The organism is Kitasatospora sp. NPDC038210, assembly GCF_055600605.1.
In genome coordinates, this window is the sequence record NZ_JBVJYK010000002.1 from 506,385 (window position 1) to 522,715 (window position 16,331).

13 protein-coding genes are annotated in these 16,331 nt (G+C 74.9%); 7 read left to right on the top strand and 6 right to left on the bottom strand.

Annotation, left to right across the window (positions count from 1 at the left end):
- Positions 1–29 precede the first annotated feature (29 nt).
- The 5 genes from ACZ7KX_RS05775 to ACZ7KX_RS05795 all read left to right on the top strand — a co-directional run bounded on the left by ACZ7KX_RS05775 (position 30) and on the right by ACZ7KX_RS05795 (position 5,658).
- The gene (locus tag ACZ7KX_RS05775; protein WP_350525546.1) at positions 30–404 is read left to right on the top strand and encodes a TadE/TadG family type IV pilus assembly protein; all 375 of its coding nucleotides are present in this window, start codon (positions 30–32) and stop codon (positions 402–404) included.
- Positions 401–868, top strand: a complete 468-nt coding sequence (locus ACZ7KX_RS05780) for a TadE/TadG family type IV pilus assembly protein (protein ID WP_470325458.1) — start codon at positions 401–403, stop codon at positions 866–868. The genes ACZ7KX_RS05775 and ACZ7KX_RS05780 overlap by 4 nt, the downstream gene beginning before the upstream one ends.
- Positions 869–1,082: 214 nt before the next feature.
- Positions 1,083–1,478 carry a hypothetical protein gene (locus tag ACZ7KX_RS05785; protein WP_396547997.1) on the top strand — a complete coding sequence of 132 codons (396 nt, stop codon included), beginning with the start codon at positions 1,083–1,085 and terminating at the stop codon, positions 1,476–1,478.
- On the top strand, positions 1,478–5,428 hold the full coding sequence (locus tag ACZ7KX_RS05790) for a LysM peptidoglycan-binding domain-containing protein (RefSeq protein WP_470325459.1): 3,951 nt from the start codon (positions 1,478–1,480) through the stop codon (positions 5,426–5,428). The genes ACZ7KX_RS05785 and ACZ7KX_RS05790 overlap by 1 nt, the downstream gene beginning before the upstream one ends.
- 95 nt (positions 5,429–5,523) lie before the next feature.
- Positions 5,524–5,658: a hypothetical protein gene (locus tag ACZ7KX_RS05795; RefSeq protein ID WP_470325460.1), complete on the top strand. Its 135-nt coding sequence runs from the start codon at positions 5,524–5,526 to the stop codon at positions 5,656–5,658.
- A gap of 100 nt (positions 5,659–5,758) precedes the next feature.
- Here the strand turns inward: ACZ7KX_RS05795 and ACZ7KX_RS05800 are convergent, their stop codons facing one another.
- Positions 5,759–6,268, bottom strand: a complete 510-nt coding sequence (locus ACZ7KX_RS05800; RefSeq protein ID WP_470325461.1) for an HAD domain-containing protein — start codon at positions 6,266–6,268, stop codon at positions 5,759–5,761.
- Between the two features lie 668 nt (positions 6,269–6,936).
- Here ACZ7KX_RS05800 and ACZ7KX_RS05805 point away from each other — a divergent pair.
- Complete coding sequence (locus ACZ7KX_RS05805; RefSeq protein WP_470325462.1) at positions 6,937–8,799, top strand: hypothetical protein; 1,863 nt, start codon at positions 6,937–6,939, stop codon at positions 8,797–8,799.
- A 184-nt stretch (positions 8,800–8,983) separates the two neighbouring features.
- Here ACZ7KX_RS05805 and ACZ7KX_RS05810 read toward each other — a convergent pair whose 3' ends face one another.
- From ACZ7KX_RS05810 to ACZ7KX_RS05825, 4 genes are all read right to left on the bottom strand, one after another.
- Entirely contained in the window at positions 8,984–10,354 is a 1,371-nt protein-coding gene (locus ACZ7KX_RS05810) for a S53 family peptidase (RefSeq protein ID WP_350526272.1), read from the bottom strand.
- A gap of 286 nt (positions 10,355–10,640) precedes the next feature.
- Positions 10,641–11,399: a 3-oxoacyl-ACP reductase FabG gene (fabG, locus tag ACZ7KX_RS05815; protein ID WP_470325463.1), complete on the bottom strand. Its 759-nt coding sequence runs from the start codon at positions 11,397–11,399 to the stop codon at positions 10,641–10,643.
- Positions 11,400–11,479: 80 nt separating this feature from the next.
- Complete coding sequence (locus tag ACZ7KX_RS05820) at positions 11,480–12,679, bottom strand: thiolase family protein (RefSeq protein WP_470325464.1); 1,200 nt, start codon at positions 12,677–12,679, stop codon at positions 11,480–11,482.
- Between the two features lie 31 nt (positions 12,680–12,710).
- Positions 12,711–13,877 (bottom strand): acyl-CoA dehydrogenase family protein, encoded by a 1,167-nt coding sequence (locus ACZ7KX_RS05825; RefSeq protein ID WP_470325465.1) that lies wholly within the window; start codon positions 13,875–13,877, stop codon positions 12,711–12,713.
- Positions 13,878–14,049: 172 nt separating this feature from the next.
- Here ACZ7KX_RS05825 and ACZ7KX_RS05830 point away from each other — a divergent pair, with 172 nt between their 5' ends.
- Entirely contained in the window at positions 14,050–14,739 is a 690-nt protein-coding gene (locus tag ACZ7KX_RS05830) for a TetR/AcrR family transcriptional regulator (RefSeq protein WP_470325466.1), read from the top strand.
- 109 nt (positions 14,740–14,848) lie between these two features.
- Here the strand turns inward: ACZ7KX_RS05830 and ACZ7KX_RS05835 are convergent, their stop codons facing one another.
- Positions 14,849–16,219, bottom strand: coding sequence for a nitric oxide synthase oxygenase (locus ACZ7KX_RS05835; protein WP_470325467.1), 1,371 nt, complete (start codon positions 16,217–16,219; stop codon positions 14,849–14,851).
- Positions 16,220–16,331: the final 112 nt, after the last annotated feature.

Consider the following 16,331-nt stretch of genomic DNA (forward strand, 5'->3'; position numbering starts at 1 on the left):
GTCCGGCCCGTCGTGGCGACCAGGGGTCGATGAGCGTCAGTCTCGCCATCGTCTTCCCGGTCGTCCTGCTGCTCCTGCTGATCACCGTCCAGGCCGGGCTGATCTGGTTCGACCGGCAGGTCGCGCTCACCGCGGCCCGCGAGGGCGTGGACGCCGGGCGGGTGCAGGGGAACGCGACGGACGAGCAGAAGAACGCCGCGGCGGTGCGGCAGGCCCGGGACTTCCTGGAGCGGCAGGGGGCGCACGGGTACGAGGTGAGGACCGACGGCAGCTCGGCCACCACCATCCGCGTCACCGTCGAGCTGACACCGCCGCTGCTGATACCCGGGCTCTCGGCGCCCGTCATCCGGCAGTTCGCCGAAGCGCCGCGGGAGCGCTTCGTACCGCCGGTGGTGAAGCCGTGAGCCGGGGGTTCCCGGCACTGCGCCGGTGGCGACGGCTGCGCCGGGACGGGGGCGGGGTCGCGATCGAGGCGGCGATCGTCGCGCCGGCGGTGGTCGGGCTGATCCTGGTGGCCGTCGCCGCCGGGCGGGTGCAGACCGCGGCCGGCACCGTCGAGGCCGCCGCCCGTGCCGGAGCCCGGACTGCCTCGCTGCAGCGCGATCCGACCGCGGCGCAGACGCAGGCGCAGGCCAAGGACTCCGCCCTGGCGACGCTGGGCCAGCAGGGCGTGGTCTGCCGGAACCAGGACGTGCACGTCGAGGGCGGGCAGCTGAAGCTGCCGGACGGCGCCGTCCGGACCGTCAAGGTCACGGTGGTCTGTGACGTCGAACTGGCCGACCTGATCGGCGGACCGTCCGGGGTGCCCGTGACGAAGCACCTCGTCGGAGAGTTCACCTCGGTGGTGGACCGTTACCGGGGCGCATGAGGGCGCGCGCCGCCACCACCGGGAAAACGGGGGATTGGAGGCGGCCCGCGCGGGGGAGACGCAAGCGGAGAGCGCTCGGGGGATGACACAACGGTACCGAGTGGCGCCCGGTGGGGGCCGGTGGGGAGAGGGACGTGCGGATCGGGGGGAGGGGATGCGGGTGTTGAGCCGTCTGCGGCGAACCGTGCGGGCGCGACGGTCCGACCGGGGCGCGGTGGCCCTCTTCGTCGCGATCTGCGCGGCCTACGTCGTGCTCGTCATCGCCCTGGTGATCGACGCGGGCGGCCGGCTACGGGTCGCCGAGCGCACCGACGCCTACGCCCAGGAAGCCGCGCGGGTCGGCGGACAGCAGCTCGACCAGGCCGCCGTGCTGCAGGGGAAGGGCTTCAAGGTCCAGGAGCAGTACGTGCGGGACGCCGCCGACGCCTACCTCGGCCTGTACGGCCTGCGGGCCGGCGGCATCGAGTTCTCCGGCGACGGCAAGGTCGTCACCGTCACCGTGCAGGCCGACTACCGGCCGGTCCTGCTGGGCGCCCTCGGGGAGCGGAAGGTAACGGGCAGGGGCAGTGCGACCCTCGTCCACGGAGTCGAGAAAGCGGAGACCGACTGATGGCCGCGCCACGTGCCAAGGACCAGGCCCGAACCGCCCAGGACCAGGCCCGAACCGCCCGGGCCCGCAACGGCCGGGCCGGGGCCTCACATCGAGGCGGTGGGGGCGCGCGACGGCCCGGTGCCCCGGCGCCCCGACCGCCGCGCGGACGCGGCCGCGGGGGCGCCCTGATCACGGCGCTCGCCGCGCTGGTCACCCTGCTCGTCCTGCTGTTCGGCGTTCCCGCGCTGCTGCTGTACGGCACCCACGCGGTCGCCGGGATGGGCGAGGTCGCGCCGGGCGGCGTGGGCGAGGCGCTCACCAGTCCGGACGACGGACGGCTGTTCCTGTGGGCGCTGGTGGTGGTCGGCTGGCTCGCCTGGGCGTGCTTCGCGTTCTCCGTGCTGCTGGAGATCCCCGCCCAGCTGCGCGGCCGGATCGCCCGCCGGATCCCGGCATTCGGCTGGAGCCAGCGGCTCGCGGCCGGACTGGTCGGTTCGGTGCTCGCCCTGCTGCCGGTGGCCGGCTCGGCTTTCGCAGCCGTCCCCGAACTGGCCCACACCCCCGCCGTCCAGGCCCAGTTGACCCCCGGCGTGCAGCGCGCCGCGCTCCCCGCCGTGCAGTCCGCACCCGCGCTCGCGCCCGCCGCCGAACAGCAGCCCACCTACACCGTGCGGGACAGCCGGCCGGCCGACAGCCTGTGGTCCATCGCCGAGCGCCAACTGGGCTCGGGAGAAAGGTGGGTGGAGATCGCCAAGCTCAACGACGGCCGGGCGATGGATGATTCGGGCACCCGCTTCGACGCCGACCGGCCGATCCAGCCCGGCTGGGAACTGCTGATGCCGACGGACGCCAAGCCGGACGAGGCGAAGAGCCCGGCGCCGGCGCCCGCCCCCTCGGGCGGTACGGCGCAGGGTGCTCCCCAGGGGGCTGCGCAGGGCGCTCCGCAGGGGACGACACCGCAGGCCGGCACGGAACCGGGTGCGGGCTCGAACGGGCAGCGGACCGTCACCGTGCAGCCCGGGGACAGCCTGTCCGCCATCGCCCAGCGGGAGTTGGGGGACGGCGAGGAGTGGCCGAAGCTCTTCGAGGCGAACAAGGGGGTGCAGGCGCCGGACGGGGAGCAGCTGACCGACCCGGACGTGGTGGTGCCGGGGATGGTGCTCACGGTGCCGGGGGCAGCCGCCACACCTGCGCCCGCGCCCGCCCCTGCCCCCGCGCCCGCCCCTGCGCCCGCGCCCGCCCCTGCGCCCGCGCCCGCTCCTGCCCCCGCGCCCGCGCCTTCGCAGGGCGCGCCGCAGTCGGCCCCGGCGCCGACGCACGCGCCGCCCACCCACGCGCCGGCCCCCGCCGCACACGCCGACCCGGCCCCCAGCGACGACTACACCATCGCCCTCACGGCCTCCACCGTCGGCGTCCTGCTCGCCGCCATCATGATCGGCACCGTCGCCCACAAGCGCGGCACCCAGCAGCGCGCCCGCCGCCCCCGGCACCGCATCGCGATGCCCGCCGCCGAGGCCGCCGCCTTCGAGAACGAGCTGATGGCCCGGCAGGACCAGGCCGGGCTGGAACTGCTGGACCGCGCCCTGCGCACCCTGGCCCGCAACACCGTGCGCGGCGGCAAGCGCCTGCCCGCCATCGTCGCCGCCCGGATCACCCCCGGCCACACCGTCGAGCTGCACCTGTCCGGCCCCGCCACCCCGATCGCGCCGTTCCGCGCCGCGCACGCCGCCAACGTCTGGTGGTGCAGCGCCGACTCCGGCGACATGCTGAGCCCCGCGCAGGCCCGCAAGACCGCCGCGCCGTACCCCGCGCTGGTCACCCTCGGCACCTCGCCCGACGGCTCGGTGGTCCTCGCCGACCTGGAGGCCGTCCGGCTGCTCCACCTCTCCGGCCACCCGGACGACGCCCGCGACGTGCTGCGCACCCTCGCCATCGAGCTCGCCCACAGCCCGCTCGCCGACCGGCTCCACCTGCACCTGGTCGACCTCGCCGAGGAGGTGCCGATCAGCGGCCCGGCCGCCGAACGCGTGCACCGTCACCCCACCCTGGAGGCGGCGCTCGCCGCCCTCGGCCCGCGCACCGCCAAGGCCCGCGCCACCCTGGTCGCCGCCGAGGCCGCCGGCCCGCGCGACGCCCGCAGCCGGGGCCAGGCCGACGAGTCGTGGACCCCCGAGATCGTGCTCTGCGCCCAGCAGCCCGGCGGCGAGGTCCCCGCCGAACTCGGCCGGCTGCTCGACGCCCGCCCGCGCACCTGCGTCGCTGTCATCACCCGGGCCCCGGAGCGCGGCACCGGCCCGGTGGCCCGCTGGACGCTCCCCGCCACCGGCCAGGCCGCCATCCCCGGCCTGCACCTCACCGTCGAGCTGCAGCGGCTCAGCGGACGGCAGTACGACCAGGTCGCCGAGCTGCTCCGGGCCGCCGACGACACCACCCAGCACCCCGCCCCGGCCTGGACCCTGGACGGTCCGGAGGACACCGACACCACCGAACTGCCCGCTGCCGTACCGGTGCTGGCCGCCGTCGGGGCCTCGGGCGGTGCGGGCGAGAGCGGTACGGACGCGGCCGCCGGTCCGCGGCTGCTCGCCCGGGTCATCGGCACCGGCGCCAGCCCGTTCGCGGGCACGGACCCGGTGACGCCCGCTCCGGCGCCGCTGCCGGCCGGCGCGTCGGGTGGTCCGGCTTCGGGTGGTGCGTCGCGCGGTACGGCGTCCGGCGGTGCGGCGTCGGGCGGTGCGGTTCCCGGCGGGTCGAGTGCGGTTCCGGCCGGACCGGCCCGGTTCGCCGTCAACGGGCAGGGGCGGCACGCCGCGGGCGACGAGGCCACCCGGGATCTGCGGCGGCCGAGCGTGTCCGAGGTCGAGGAGGCCGCTGCGGGGGCTGCCGACGGTGCCGCCGGCGGTGCCGCGGAGGCCGTGGACACTCCGACGGCCGTGCTCGCCGTCGTGCCGGTGGTTCCGGTCGTGCCGAAGCCGGGCCCGGGCGAGGAGCCGGTGCCGGCTGCGGAGCCGACCGCCGAGGCCGAGGCCGACGTCGAGGCCGACGTCGAGGCTGATGACGAAGCCGAGGCCGGAAGCCCGTCGGGGACGCCCGGACCGGCGGCCGAGCCCGGCCCCGCAGCCGTCGCCCCCGTCGCCCGGACCACCCCCGGCCGCAGTGACAGCGACGACCTGCTCGCCATCCTGCGCTCCCCGGAGGCGCACGCCCAGCGCAACGCGCCGCGGATCCGGCTGCTCGGCCCGGTGGACGTCGCCGGGGTGCTCGGCACCGCCGAAGCCGGCGCGCTGCCCCGGCTCACCGAACTCGCCGTCTACCTCGCGCTGCGCCCCGGCTCCGACCACCACGCCCTCGACCACGACCTGCACCCCGGCGCCGCGCACCTCGATCCGCACCCCACCACGGCAGACGCGAAGAGTCCGCTGCCGGACAAACTGGCCGACCTGGCCGCCTGGTTCGGCACCTCGCCCGAAGGGCGCGCCTTCCTGCCCACCGACACCACCGAGGGCTACTCCTTCGCCCCGGCGGTCACCTGCGACTGGGACGAGTTCCGCAGCCTCTACCGGCGCGGCATGCGCAGCACCAGTGCCACCGCCGACGCCGCCCTGGCCCACGCACTCGCCCTGGTCCGCGGCGCCCCGTTCGCCGAGGCCCCGCCCGCCTCGTACGGCTGGGCCGAGGCCGAGCGCCAGGACATGATCGCGGCGATCGTCGACACCGCCCACGAACTGGCCGCCCGCCGCCTGCAGTACGGCGACCACCGCAGCGCCGAGGCGGCCGTCTTCCGCGGCCTCGCGGTGGCCCCGGACGTCGAACTCCTGCACCGGGACCTCTTCTACGCCTACGCCTCGGCCGGCGCCCGCGACCAGCTGCTGCGCGCCGTCAACCGGCTGGACGCCCTCAGCCGCCGCACCGGCCGCGACCTCGACGCCGACACCGTCGCCCTGCTGCGGGACCTGCTCGCCGGGTCCTGAGGGCTTGAGCCGGGGCAGGACCGTCCCCGGCCCGCGTGGCATCCGCCGTTGCCGTGCGGGCGGGGTCGCGGGTCGTCGGTCGTGGAGCGGGGGCGGTGCGCGACGTGGCTGCTCCGGCCGAACCCGAGGAGTGCGAAGCCGAGTTCGAGGAAGCGGTGGTGGCGGCGGTGGCGGCGCTCGTCGGGTCCGCCGCGGAACGTCTCGCGGTCGGGCCGTGCACGCCGCCGTAGCCGACCGATCGGCGGTTCGTGTCCGGACTTCGCGTGGGGATCCCGTGTGGGGACCCGGTGCTCGGGTGCCGTGCCCGGATCCCGTGTGGGGAACCCGTGTTCAGGTGGCGCGCAGCCAGGTGTCCAGGGCGGTGAAGTCCGCCTCGGTGAGGCCGCGTTGGGGGTCCACCCGGTGGAGGAGCGTGCGGGCGGGGGAGTGGGCCGCGACCCAGCGGCGGTCCGCCTCGGTGATCTCGTCGTCCACCCAGGCGAACGGACGGCCGGCGGCCCAGGCCACCAGTGTGCGGGTCTTCCAGTGCACCCCGCCCGGCTCGTCCTCCTCCTCCACCGGCCAGTCCACGACGGGCAGTTGCGGCAGCCCCAGCCACGGAGCGACGCAATGGTCGGCGTCCGCCAGCCAGGTCGTCGCCCACACCGGTTCGCACGGCAGGCCGAGCAGGCGCGGCCCCAGCGCCGGGTCGATGCGGGCCACCAACGGGTTCCCGCCCGTGGCCGTGCCGGAGCCGTACGGGCTGCGGTAGGTGGGGTAGCCGCCCGGGGGCGGGGCGCCGAAGGGGATCAGCGGTCCGTCCACGTCGAGGAAGAGCAACGGGCGGTCGGTACCGGTCATGACGGCACGATAGCGGCCGGCGCGGGGGCGGTGGCGCGCCGATCGGCCACCCGGCCTGGATCGGGTGCGGCGGGATCTCGTAGGGTGGCGGCGCACGGAGTGTGGTGGCTGGCACCATGCAGGCAAGGGCATCAGACGCCGCGGGAGCGGCGGGGCGGGGCGGTGACCAGGAGATGGCGGAGACGACAGCGGTTTCCGGAGGTCCCGACCCGACTGCGGACTCGGGCCCCTGGGACGCCGTACCGCCGCCGGGCCCGCGCCTCCCGTCCGAGGAGCACCCGCCCGGGCCCGCGGCGCTCTACGAGCCGCCGCCCGCGCCCCCGGCGCTCTACGAGCCGCCGCCCGCGCCCCCGGCCGTACCGGCTCAGATGCCTGCTCCGGTGCCCGCTGCCGCGCCTCTGGCAGTGCCTGCTGCCGTGTCTGCTCCGCTCGTGCCGCAGCAGCCTGCGCAGGTGCCGGCGCCTCCGGTTGGGCCGCCTGCCGTGTCTCCCGCCGCGCCCCCCGTCCCGCCGACCGGCTGGACGCTCACCGGACTGCCGGCCGCAGGGGCGGCGTCCCCGGCGACGCCGCCTCCGTTCCCGGCCGCGGGCGGTGCACCGAGTGGCCTGCCCGGCGCGGCCGCCGCCGCTGCCGGGGGGCTCGGTGCCGCGCCGCGCGGACGGATCCTGGTGATCGAGGGCGGGTACGGCAACTCCGGGCGCCGCACCTGGGGCCGGGGCGGACCGGCCCAGGCGCCGGTGCTCTCCGCGATGCTCGCCGCGGTCTCCCCGCAGGTGCTGCTCGCGGCCGACGCGGTGGACGCGGTCCACCTCCCGGGCGCCAGCGACCCGCACACCGTCCTCGCCCACCTGCGTGCCGCCTCCCGGCACCCCGGGCCGCTGCTGGTGCACGTGGGCGGCCACGTGGTCGCCGACAAGCGCGGCGGCCAGCTGCAGCTGACGCTGCGCGACGCCAAGCAGGACGGTCTGCCCTGGCAGGCCATCGCAGCCGAACTGAGCCACCGTCCGGCCGAGTGGCAGACCCTGGTCATCGCCGACCTGAGCGCCGACCAGAATGCTTGGCCGTACCTCCAGGGCACCGTCTCGCCGCTCAGCGAGGGCATTCCGCTGTGGGCCGTGGTCAGCCCGGACCCGGAGCAGATCGGCACCTTCACCCGCGCGCTGATCGAGGCGCTGCACGGTGGCCGGCCCGGTGCGGGCGAGGTGCTCGCGCCCGAGCAGCTGCGGCAGCAGGTGTACTCGGTGCTGCGGCCGGACGTGGTCATCCTGGCCACGCACACCCCGGACCGCCCGGTCTTCCGCAACACCGCGCGGCGCGGCGACGGCCCGTCGGCCGACCTGCCGCAGGTGCCGGACCCGGTGCGGGCCGCGGACCGGGGTGCGGACGCGGTGCCCGCGGAGTTTCCGCAGCCCCCGGCACCGTCGCTGCCTCGCCCCGCGCAGCCGCAGGACGGCGTCGCCGCGCCGCCGGTGCCGGCCCCTGCCGCCGCTGCGGTGGGCGTCGGCGGCCCGGTGAGCCTGGTCAAGCCGGGCGTGCCGCCCACCCCGCCCCGGCCGGCCCGCCCGGTCAGCCTGCTGAAGGCGGGCGGGTCCTCGGAGTCTTCCGAGCCTTCCGGAGCCTCCGAGTCCTTCGAGCCGGTCGGGTCCTCCGGGACCGACGTGGTGGCGTCGGGCGTGACCCTGCGCAAGCCTGCCCCGGCCGACGCCGCGCCCGCGGACACCCTGCCCCCGGCGGGCGTCACGCTCCACAAGGGCCGGCCGGAGGCTGCGGACGCCGCCGTCGAGGCCGAACTCCCCTCGGTGGAGGACGCGGTGGCGACCGCGGAGGCCGTGGAGACGGCCGGGGACGCCGATGTCGCCGTCGTCGCGGAAACGGTGACGGAGGAGACGCCCGAGACCGAGCCGACGGACGACGTGCCTGCGGACGACGTGCCTGCGGACGCCGTGCCCGCTGACGAGGTGCCTGCGGACGCCGTTCCGCAGGACGAGGCGCCGCAGGACGAGGTGCCGGCCGATGCTCCGCCCGCGCCGGCGGAGGCCCCCGCCGAGGCGCCGGCCCCGGCCCCGGCCCCGGCCGAAGCTGCTGCCGACGGCCGGCCGCGTGCGGACTACCGCGAGATCATCGGGCGGATCGTCCGCAGCGCCGACGCCGGGGACCACGCCGCCGCGACGGACCTGGCCTTCGCCCTCGAACTGGAGGCCATCGCCGAGCACGGCGCCGTCTCCGAGCCGGTGCTCCAGGTGCGGCAGGTCCGCGCACACGTGTGCCGGCTCGCGGGCCGCCCGGCCGAGGCCGCGGACATCTACCGCGAAGTGGCCCTGACGCTGCTCCGTTCGCAGGGCCCGGACCACCCGGAGACCCAGCAGGCGGCCACCAACGCCGAGGCGTGCTGGCGATCGATCACCGACCGTGCGGAGGCCATCCGCATCGCCCCGGAGATCATCGAGCTGCGCGCCTACCTCCCGGGCCCGGAGGGCCGCAAGCTCCGCGCCGCCGAGCGCTACCTCGCCCAGCTGGCCGCCACCGGCTGACGGGCGACGGGAGCCGGGAAGCGGCGCATCGAAGTCGGCGCACAGCAGACAGAAAACAGCGGACAGCTGACAGATTTCGAAATCTGTCAGCTGTCCGCTGTCATTTGTCAGCCGTGTCAGCCGGGTCAGCCGTGCCGGCTGTCGGCTCGGTCAGCCGCTACCGCCTGACCGGGCCGACACCCGATCACCGACCGGCGATCGCGTGGACGAACTTGGCCGCGTCGACGGTGCCCAGGCCGCTGGAGAGGTCGTAGCCCGGGGTGGCGTTGTAGCCGGTGACACCGTTCCAGCCGTTGTCGCCCTCCTTCACGTCCTTGATGCCGCTCCACTGGCTCGGGAGCAGGCTCAGGCCGTACAGGCGCCAGTTGATCTGGCCCAGGCGGTAGCCGGCGAGCTGGTCGGCGAGCGCGACGACACCCGAGAAGATCGGGGTGGCCTCGCTGGTGCCGCCGGTGAGGTGCCAGCCGACCGCGGTCGGGTCGTAGGACTCGTAGGTCCAGGCCCCGCCGTCGACGGCCGCGCTCATGCTGATGTCCGGCGTGCCGCGGTGGTTGCCGGTGACGTTGGCGACGCCGGCCTGGTACCACGGACGCTCGAAGACGCCGGAGACGCCACCGCCGCCGGCGCCGTAGCTGTCGTGCCACACCTTGTCGTCCGCGGTGCGCTTGCCGCTGTCGTCCAGGGTCAGCTGGGTGCCGCCGATGGAGGTGACCAGCGGGTCCGAGGACGGCCAGGAGTTGACCTTGAACGGGTACAGGTCGGTGCCGTTCTCCTTGGCGTCGGTGGCGCCGTTGTCGCCGGAGGCGGCGAGCACGGTGACGTTGCGGTCGGCGGCGGCCTGGAAGGCGTAGCGCAGGTCGGTGATCGACTTGAAGTCGCCCTTGTCGAAGCCCGGGAAGGTGTTCTCGGTGGCGCCGAAGCTCTGCGAGATGACGTCGCCGCGGCCCTGCTTGATGAGGCTCTTCTCGGCGTCCATCATCTCGGGCAGACCGGTGGTGCCCTCGGTCTCGGCGACGCCGGTCTCGACCAGGATGATGTGCGCGTCGGGGGCGACCGCGTGGGCGTACTCGACGTCCAGCGTGGTCTCGCCGGCCCAGCCGGTGTGGTCGGGGTTGGTCGGGTCGAAGACGGGGACGTTGCCCCACTTGACCACCTCGACGTTGGTGTCCGGGATGCCCCACTGCTTGTCGAAGACCTCCAGGTCGTGCTGGATGGTCGGCGAGCCGAAGGAGTCGACGATGACGATCGTGCGGCCCTTGCCCGTGACGCCCTGCTGGTACAGCGGGTTGAGGTTGTAGGCCTCGCGGTACTGCAGCGGCGAGTAGCAGTGGATGCCGATCTGGCTGACGCACTGGGTGGTGGTCAGCGGCGCCGGGCGCGCCTGGGCGTTGTGGTGGCCGAAGGAGGCCGGGCGGACGTGGACGCCCGCGAGGTCGTGCGAGGGGGCGGCGGTCGCGGTGCCGACGGCCGGTACTGCGACGGTGCCGGCCGTGAGGGCGGTGGCCCCGACGGCGAGCAGAGCCAGGGCGCGGCGGAGGGAAGCGGGGCTGCCCATGGGACTCCTTGAGGGGGACGCTGGGCCCGACCTGGTCAGGTCGGGTCGGTCCGGCCATCCCATCGACTGCAACATGATCATGCCATAGTCATTTGGTGGGGTAGTCCGATCAAGAGCATGGTCACGCTCGGCCACGCGAAAAGGTAAAGGCCGCCCCAGGGGAAGGTAACCCCGCATCTGGGACGGCCGTCTGACGCTCCGTCAGCAAATCACCATCGTCTTCACAGTTTTCACCGTGTTGGCCAACTTTACCAAGTTCACCGGCGCCCGGTAAGCCGCCGTCAGGTCAGCGCGCGCCGCCGTTGACGTAGAGGGTCTGCCCGCTGACGTACGAGGCGTCCTCGCTGGCGAGGAAGGCCACCACCGACGCGACCTCCTCCGGCTGTCCGACCCGGCGCAGCGGCGTGCGGGCGGCCACCTCGGTCTGGTGGTCCTCGGCGGTGGCGCCCACCCGCTCGGCGGTGGCCGCGGTCATCGCGGTGGCGATGTAGCCCGGGGCGACGGCGTTGACGTTGATGTTGAACGGGCCGAGTTCGATCGCCAGGGTGGCGGTGAGGCCCTGGATGCCGGCCTTGGCGGCCGCGTAGTTGGCCTGGCCGCGGTTGCCGAGGGCGGAGCGCGAGCTGAGCGAGACGATCTTCCCGTACTTCTGCGCCACCATGTACTTCTGCGCGACGTGGCTGCAGTTGTACGCGCTGGTCAGGTTGACCGTCAGCACCGCGTCCCAGTCGGCCTTGGGCATCTTGAAGAACAGGTTGTCCCGGGTGATCCCGGCGTTGTTGACCAGGACGTGCACCCCGCCCAGGTCGGCCGCGATCTGCGCGAACACCGCCTCGACCGCGTCGTAGTCGGCCACGTCGCAGCCGTACGCCCGGGCGGTGCCGCCCTTGGCGGTGATCTCGGCGACCGTCCCGGCCGCCCGCTCGGCGCTGAGGTCGACGACGGCGACCGCCGCGCCCTCCTCCGCCAGCAGGCGGGCGGTGGCCGCACCGATGCCCTGCGCCGCGCCGGTCACGACGGCGACCTTCCCCGCGAAACGGGTCATGTGAACTCCTTGGAAGGAAGAGTGAGTGGCGACAGCGGACAGTCCGTCCCTGTCCGTTGTGAGACGTTCTCGGTCCGTTGTCAGACGTTCTCGACCAGCACGGCCGTACCCTGCCCCACGCCCACGCACATGGTGGCCAGGCCGCGCCGGGCGCCGGTCCGGCGCATCCGGTGCAGCAGGGTGGTGAGGATGCGGGCGCCGGAGCCGCCCAGCGGGTGGCCTAGGGCGATCGCCCCGCCGCTGGGGTTGACCAGCTCGTCGGCCTGCTCCGGGTCGAACCCGATGCCGTCGGCGGAGGCCAGCGCCTGGGCGGCGAAGGCCTCGTTGAGCTCGGCCGTCTCCAGATCGGCGAGCGTCCAGCCGGCCCGTCCGAGCACCTTCGCCGTCGCGGGCACCGGCCCGATGCCCATGACGTCCGGGTGCACCCCGGCCGAGGCACCGGCCACGTACCGGCCGAGCGGCTGGAGGCCGAGGTCGCGCAGCGCCTCCTCGCTGACCAGGACCAGCCCGGCCGCGCCGTCGTTCATCGGCGAGGCGTTCCCGGCCGTGACGGTGCCCCCGGGCCGGAAGACCGGCTTGAGCCCGGAGAGCTTCGCCAGGCTGGTGTCCTCCCGGATGCCCTCGTCCTGGCCGACCGTCACCCCGTCCGGCCGCTGGACCGGGATCAGCTCGGCGTCGAAGTGCCCGTCCTTGCGGGCGGCCGCCGCGCGCTGGTGGCTGCGCAGCGCGAAGGCGTCCTGGCGCTCGCGGGTGATGCCGTACCGGGTGGCGACCTCCTCGGCCGTCTCGCCCATGCTGAGCACCCCGTGCAGCTCGGCCATCCGGGGGTTGGTGAGCCGCCAGCCGAGCCGGGTGTCGTAGGTCTCCATCCGGTGCGGCAGCGCCTCGTCGGGGCGGGGCAGCACGAAGGGGGCGCGGGTCATCGACTCGCAGCCGCCGGCGAGCACCACGTCGGCCTCGCCGGAGCCGATCGCCCGGGCGGCGAGGGTGACGGCCTCCAGTCCGGAGGCGCAGAGCCGGTTGACGGTGGCTCCGGGGACGCTCTCCGGCAGGCCGGCCAGCAGGACGGCCATCCGGGCGGCGTTGCGGTTGTCCTCGCCGGCCTGGTTGGCGGCGCCCCAGTAGACGTCGTCGATCCGGGCCGGGTCGAGGGCGGGTACGTCGGCGAGCAGGGCGCGCAGCACGGTGGCCGAGAGGTCGTCCGGGCGGACCGTGGCGAGCGCGCCGCGCAGCCGGCCGATGGGTGTGCGGCGGGCTGCGGCGAAGTAGACGGGACGCACGTCGTCGGGCTCCTTAGCGGAAAGGGGTGGGTCAGAAGGCGTTGATGCCGGTGAGGGCGCGCCCGATGAGCAGTTGGTGGATCTGGCTGGTGCCCTCGTAGAGGGTCATCACCCGCGCGTCGCGCAGGTACTTGCCGACCGGGTACTCGTCGATGAACCCGTACCCGCCGAACACCTGGAGCGCGTTGTTGGCGGCCCGGACGGCGGCCTCGCTCGCGTAGAGCTTGGCGACGGAGGACTCGGTGGCGAACGGCAGGCCGCGTTCGATGTGGTCGGCGACCTTCCAGGTGAGCAGCCGGGCCGCCTCGACGTCCACGGCGATGCCGGCCAGCAGTTCCTGGACGAGCTGGTGCGAGGCGATCGGCCGTCCGAACTGCTCGCGCTCGCCCGCGTAACGGACCGCGGCCTCCAGGCAGGCGCGGGCGATGCCGACGCAGCCGGCGGCGACCGACATCCGGCCCTTCGCCAGCGCGGCCATCGCGACCGTGAACCCCTTGCCGACCTCGCCGAGCCGGGCTTCGCCGTCCGGCACCCGGACGTCCTCGAAGGAGAGTTCGGCGGTGGCCTGGCCGCGCAGGCCGAGCTTGCCGTGGATCTCGGTGCGGGTGAAGCCGGGCAGGTCGGTGGGGACCAGGAAGGCGGTGATGCCCCGGTGGCCCCCCTGCTCGGGATCGTCGCCGCCGGTGCGGGCGAAGACCAGCGCGACATCGGCCCAGGTGCCGTTGGTGATGAACGTCTTGGTGCCGTTGAGCACCCAGTCCGAGCCGTCCCGCACCGCGCGGGTGGTGAGGTTGGCGGCGTCCGAGCCGGTGCCGGGTTCGGTGAGCGCGAAGCAGGCGAGCGCCTCGCCCGAGGTGAGCCTGGGCAGCCAGTGCCGCTTCTGCTCCTCGGTGCCGAAGCCGTTGACGGACTTGGCGACCAGGCCGAGCGAGACCGAGACGATGCCGCGCACGGCCGAGTCGCCGCGCCCGAGCTCCTCCAGGACCAGGCAGTACGCGAGGTGGTCGCCGCCGCTGCCGCCGTACTCCTCGGGGATGGTCAGGCCGAGGAAGCCCACCTTCGCCAGCTTGCCGACGATCGCGCGGTCGACGGACTCGGCGCGGTCCCACTCGGTGGCGTACGGCACGATCTCGCGGTCGGTGAAGGCGGCGGCGAGGTCCCGGACGGCGCTCTGCTCCTCGGACAACTCCAGGTTCACGGCGGCTCCCGAATCCCGTATGCCGGACCCGGGGGGAGGTCCGGGCCGATTAAACTAGCGCTGCAAGTTTTATGGGGGGACTGTAGCCCCGCCCGGCCCGCGCTGGGAAGGGGCACCTGCCAGAATCGGTCCCCACCGCACCCGACCGGACGAACCGGAGGACGCCGCCGAGATGGCCCGCCCACGCACCCCGCTGCTCAGCCGCGAGCGCATCGTCGTCACCGCTCTGCGACTGATCGACGACGAAGGGCTGGACGCCCTCTCCACCCGCCGCCTCGCCACCGAGCTGTCGGTCAGCGGGCCCTCGCTCTACAACCACTTCGCCACCAAGGACGAGCTGTTGGACGCGGTGGTGGACAGCGTCATCGGCGAAGTCGACTTGTCGATGTTCGGGCCCGCCCGGGCGCCCGGGCCCGCCGGGGCGGTCGCCGCGGCAGGGGAGGCCTGGACCCCCTGGCCGGAGGCGCTGCGCGACTGGGCCCGGTCCTACCGCGCCGCGCTGGCCGCCCACCCCAACATCGTCCCGGTCCTCGCCCAGGGCCCGGGGCGGCGGCCGAACGCGCTGCGCCTGGCCGACGCGGTCTTCGGGCACCTGGTCGAGGCCGGGTGGCCGCGCGGCCAGGCGACCAGGATCGGTGCCCTGATGCGCTACTTCGTCACCGGCTCCGCGCTGGCCTCCTTCGCGGCCGGCTTCCCGGCGGACGCCGAGGTCTACGACGCGGCCGACTACCCGCACCTCGGCGAAGCCCACCGGCTGGCCGGGCACCGGGGGACGGTCGACGAGGGCGCCTTCGAGACCGGCCTGGAGGCCCTGCTCGACGGGCTCGCCCTGCGCTTCGAGCGCCTCGCCCCGCGCCAGTAGGCCCCCGCGTCCGCGTCGTCCGGCGCTCCGCGGCCTCCTTGTGCTCCGTGCCCTCCGGGTCCTCGGGGTCCTTCTCGTCCTCCCCGTCCGCAGCTCTCGGACCCGCGGGCTACCAGGGGTCGCGCGCGACGAAGGCCGGCCGCAGGGCCGGGTCCACCGGGTCGTAGTACCGGTGGTAGACCGGCGTCAGCCCGCCCGAGACCGGGGGCACGATCCAGCTCCAGTCCGCCGGGGTCGGCCGGCCGAGGCGCTCCTCCTGGGCGACGTGCTTGAGGAAGCGTTCCGACTCGGTGTGGTGGTCGGCGATCGTCACCCCGGCCTCCTGGAAGGAGTGCAGCACGGCGATGTTGAGCTCGATCAGCGCGCGGTCGCGCCAGAGCGTGCGGTCGCTGGAGGTGTCCAGGCCCAGCCGCTCGGCGACGGTGCCGAGCATGTCGTAGCGGTCGGCGTCGGCGAGGTTGCGGGCGCCGATCTCGGTGCCCATGTACCAGCCGTTGAACGGTGCGGCCGGGTAGCGGACGCCGCCGATCTCCAGCGTCATGTCGCTGATCGCGGGCACCGCGTACCAGCGCAGCCCGAGGTCGGCGAACCAGGCGTGGTCGGGGTGGCTGAGCGGCACCTCCAGCGTGGTGTCGTCCGGCAGTTCGTACCAGGCGGGGCGCTCGTCGGGCCGCTCCTGGACCAACAGCGGCAGCGCCTCGAAGCGGTCCTCGGCGCACTTCCAGCCCAGCTCGCGGGCCCGGACGGTGAGCGCGGCGCCGGCCGGGTCACCGACGACCACCCCGTCGGCCTCCCCGTCGACCCGGTGACCGGCGTAGCGGACCAACTGCTGGTTGAGGATGCGGGCGGCCGGGCGGTCCGGACGGTCGGGGGCGAACACCGAGACCACCGGGCGGATCCGCCCGCCGTTGCCCGCCAGTCGCAGGTGCTCGAAGCACTCGGCGGCGATCTCGTCGGCCGAGGTGAGGTGGCGCAGGTCACGGACCACCAGGCTGCGCCAGTACAGCCGGCCGATGCAGCGGGCGGCGTTGCGCCAGGCGAGCTTGGCGCCGTAGGTGAGTTCGGCGGGGGTGTGCCGGTAGCTCCCGGTGCGGTCGATCTCGTCGAGGACGGCCCGCAGCCGCGGCTCCGGCGACCCGGCAGCGGGCTGCTCGTGGTGGAACTGCCGGATGAAGTCCGCGGCCTGCGCCGGGTCCGTGAACGGCGGCGGTTCGGAGGGCAGTTGCTGCGCATCCTGCGAAGCCGAAGCCGAAGCCGAAGCCGAAGCCGAAGCCGAAGCCGACGGCGGGAGCGGGAGCGAGAGCGTCGGCGCGTCCGGCTGGGGCGGCAGGGGCGTCGGCGCGGTCTGCGGGTGGGCGCCCGGGGCCGAGAGGTCGCCGCGGGCCTGCGGGTGCGCGTGGGTGTGGGCGTACGGGCAGCCGCCGGTCGGTGCGGTGGCTGCGGTCCTGCGGGTGCGAAGCCGGTTGAAGATCAAGGACACATCCCTCCTGCCGCACAGGAGTACCGGAGGTGCTCGGTCCACCGCAGAGAGTGAACGATTCGGCCCCCGTACCCGCGCGGATCGCGCTAGGGTGCGGGGGCCGAAGGTCCGA

Coding starts and splice junctions, on each gene's coding strand:
- ACZ7KX_RS05775 (WP_350525546.1), top strand. CDS start 30: ATGAGCGTCAGTCTCGCCATCGTCTTCCCGGTCGTCCTGCTGCTCCTG.
- ACZ7KX_RS05790 (WP_470325459.1), top strand. CDS start 1,478: ATGGCCGCGCCACGTGCCAAGGACCAGGCCCGAACCGCCCAGGACCAG.
- ACZ7KX_RS05800 (WP_470325461.1), bottom strand. CDS start 6,268: ATGACCGGTACCGACCGCCCGTTGCTCTTCCTCGACGTGGACGGACCG.
- ACZ7KX_RS05810 (WP_350526272.1), bottom strand. CDS start 10,354: ATGGGCAGCCCCGCTTCCCTCCGCCGCGCCCTGGCTCTGCTCGCCGTC.
- fabG (WP_470325463.1), bottom strand. CDS start 11,399: ATGACCCGTTTCGCGGGGAAGGTCGCCGTCGTGACCGGCGCGGCGCAG.
- ACZ7KX_RS05830 (WP_470325466.1), top strand. CDS start 14,050: ATGGCCCGCCCACGCACCCCGCTGCTCAGCCGCGAGCGCATCGTCGTC.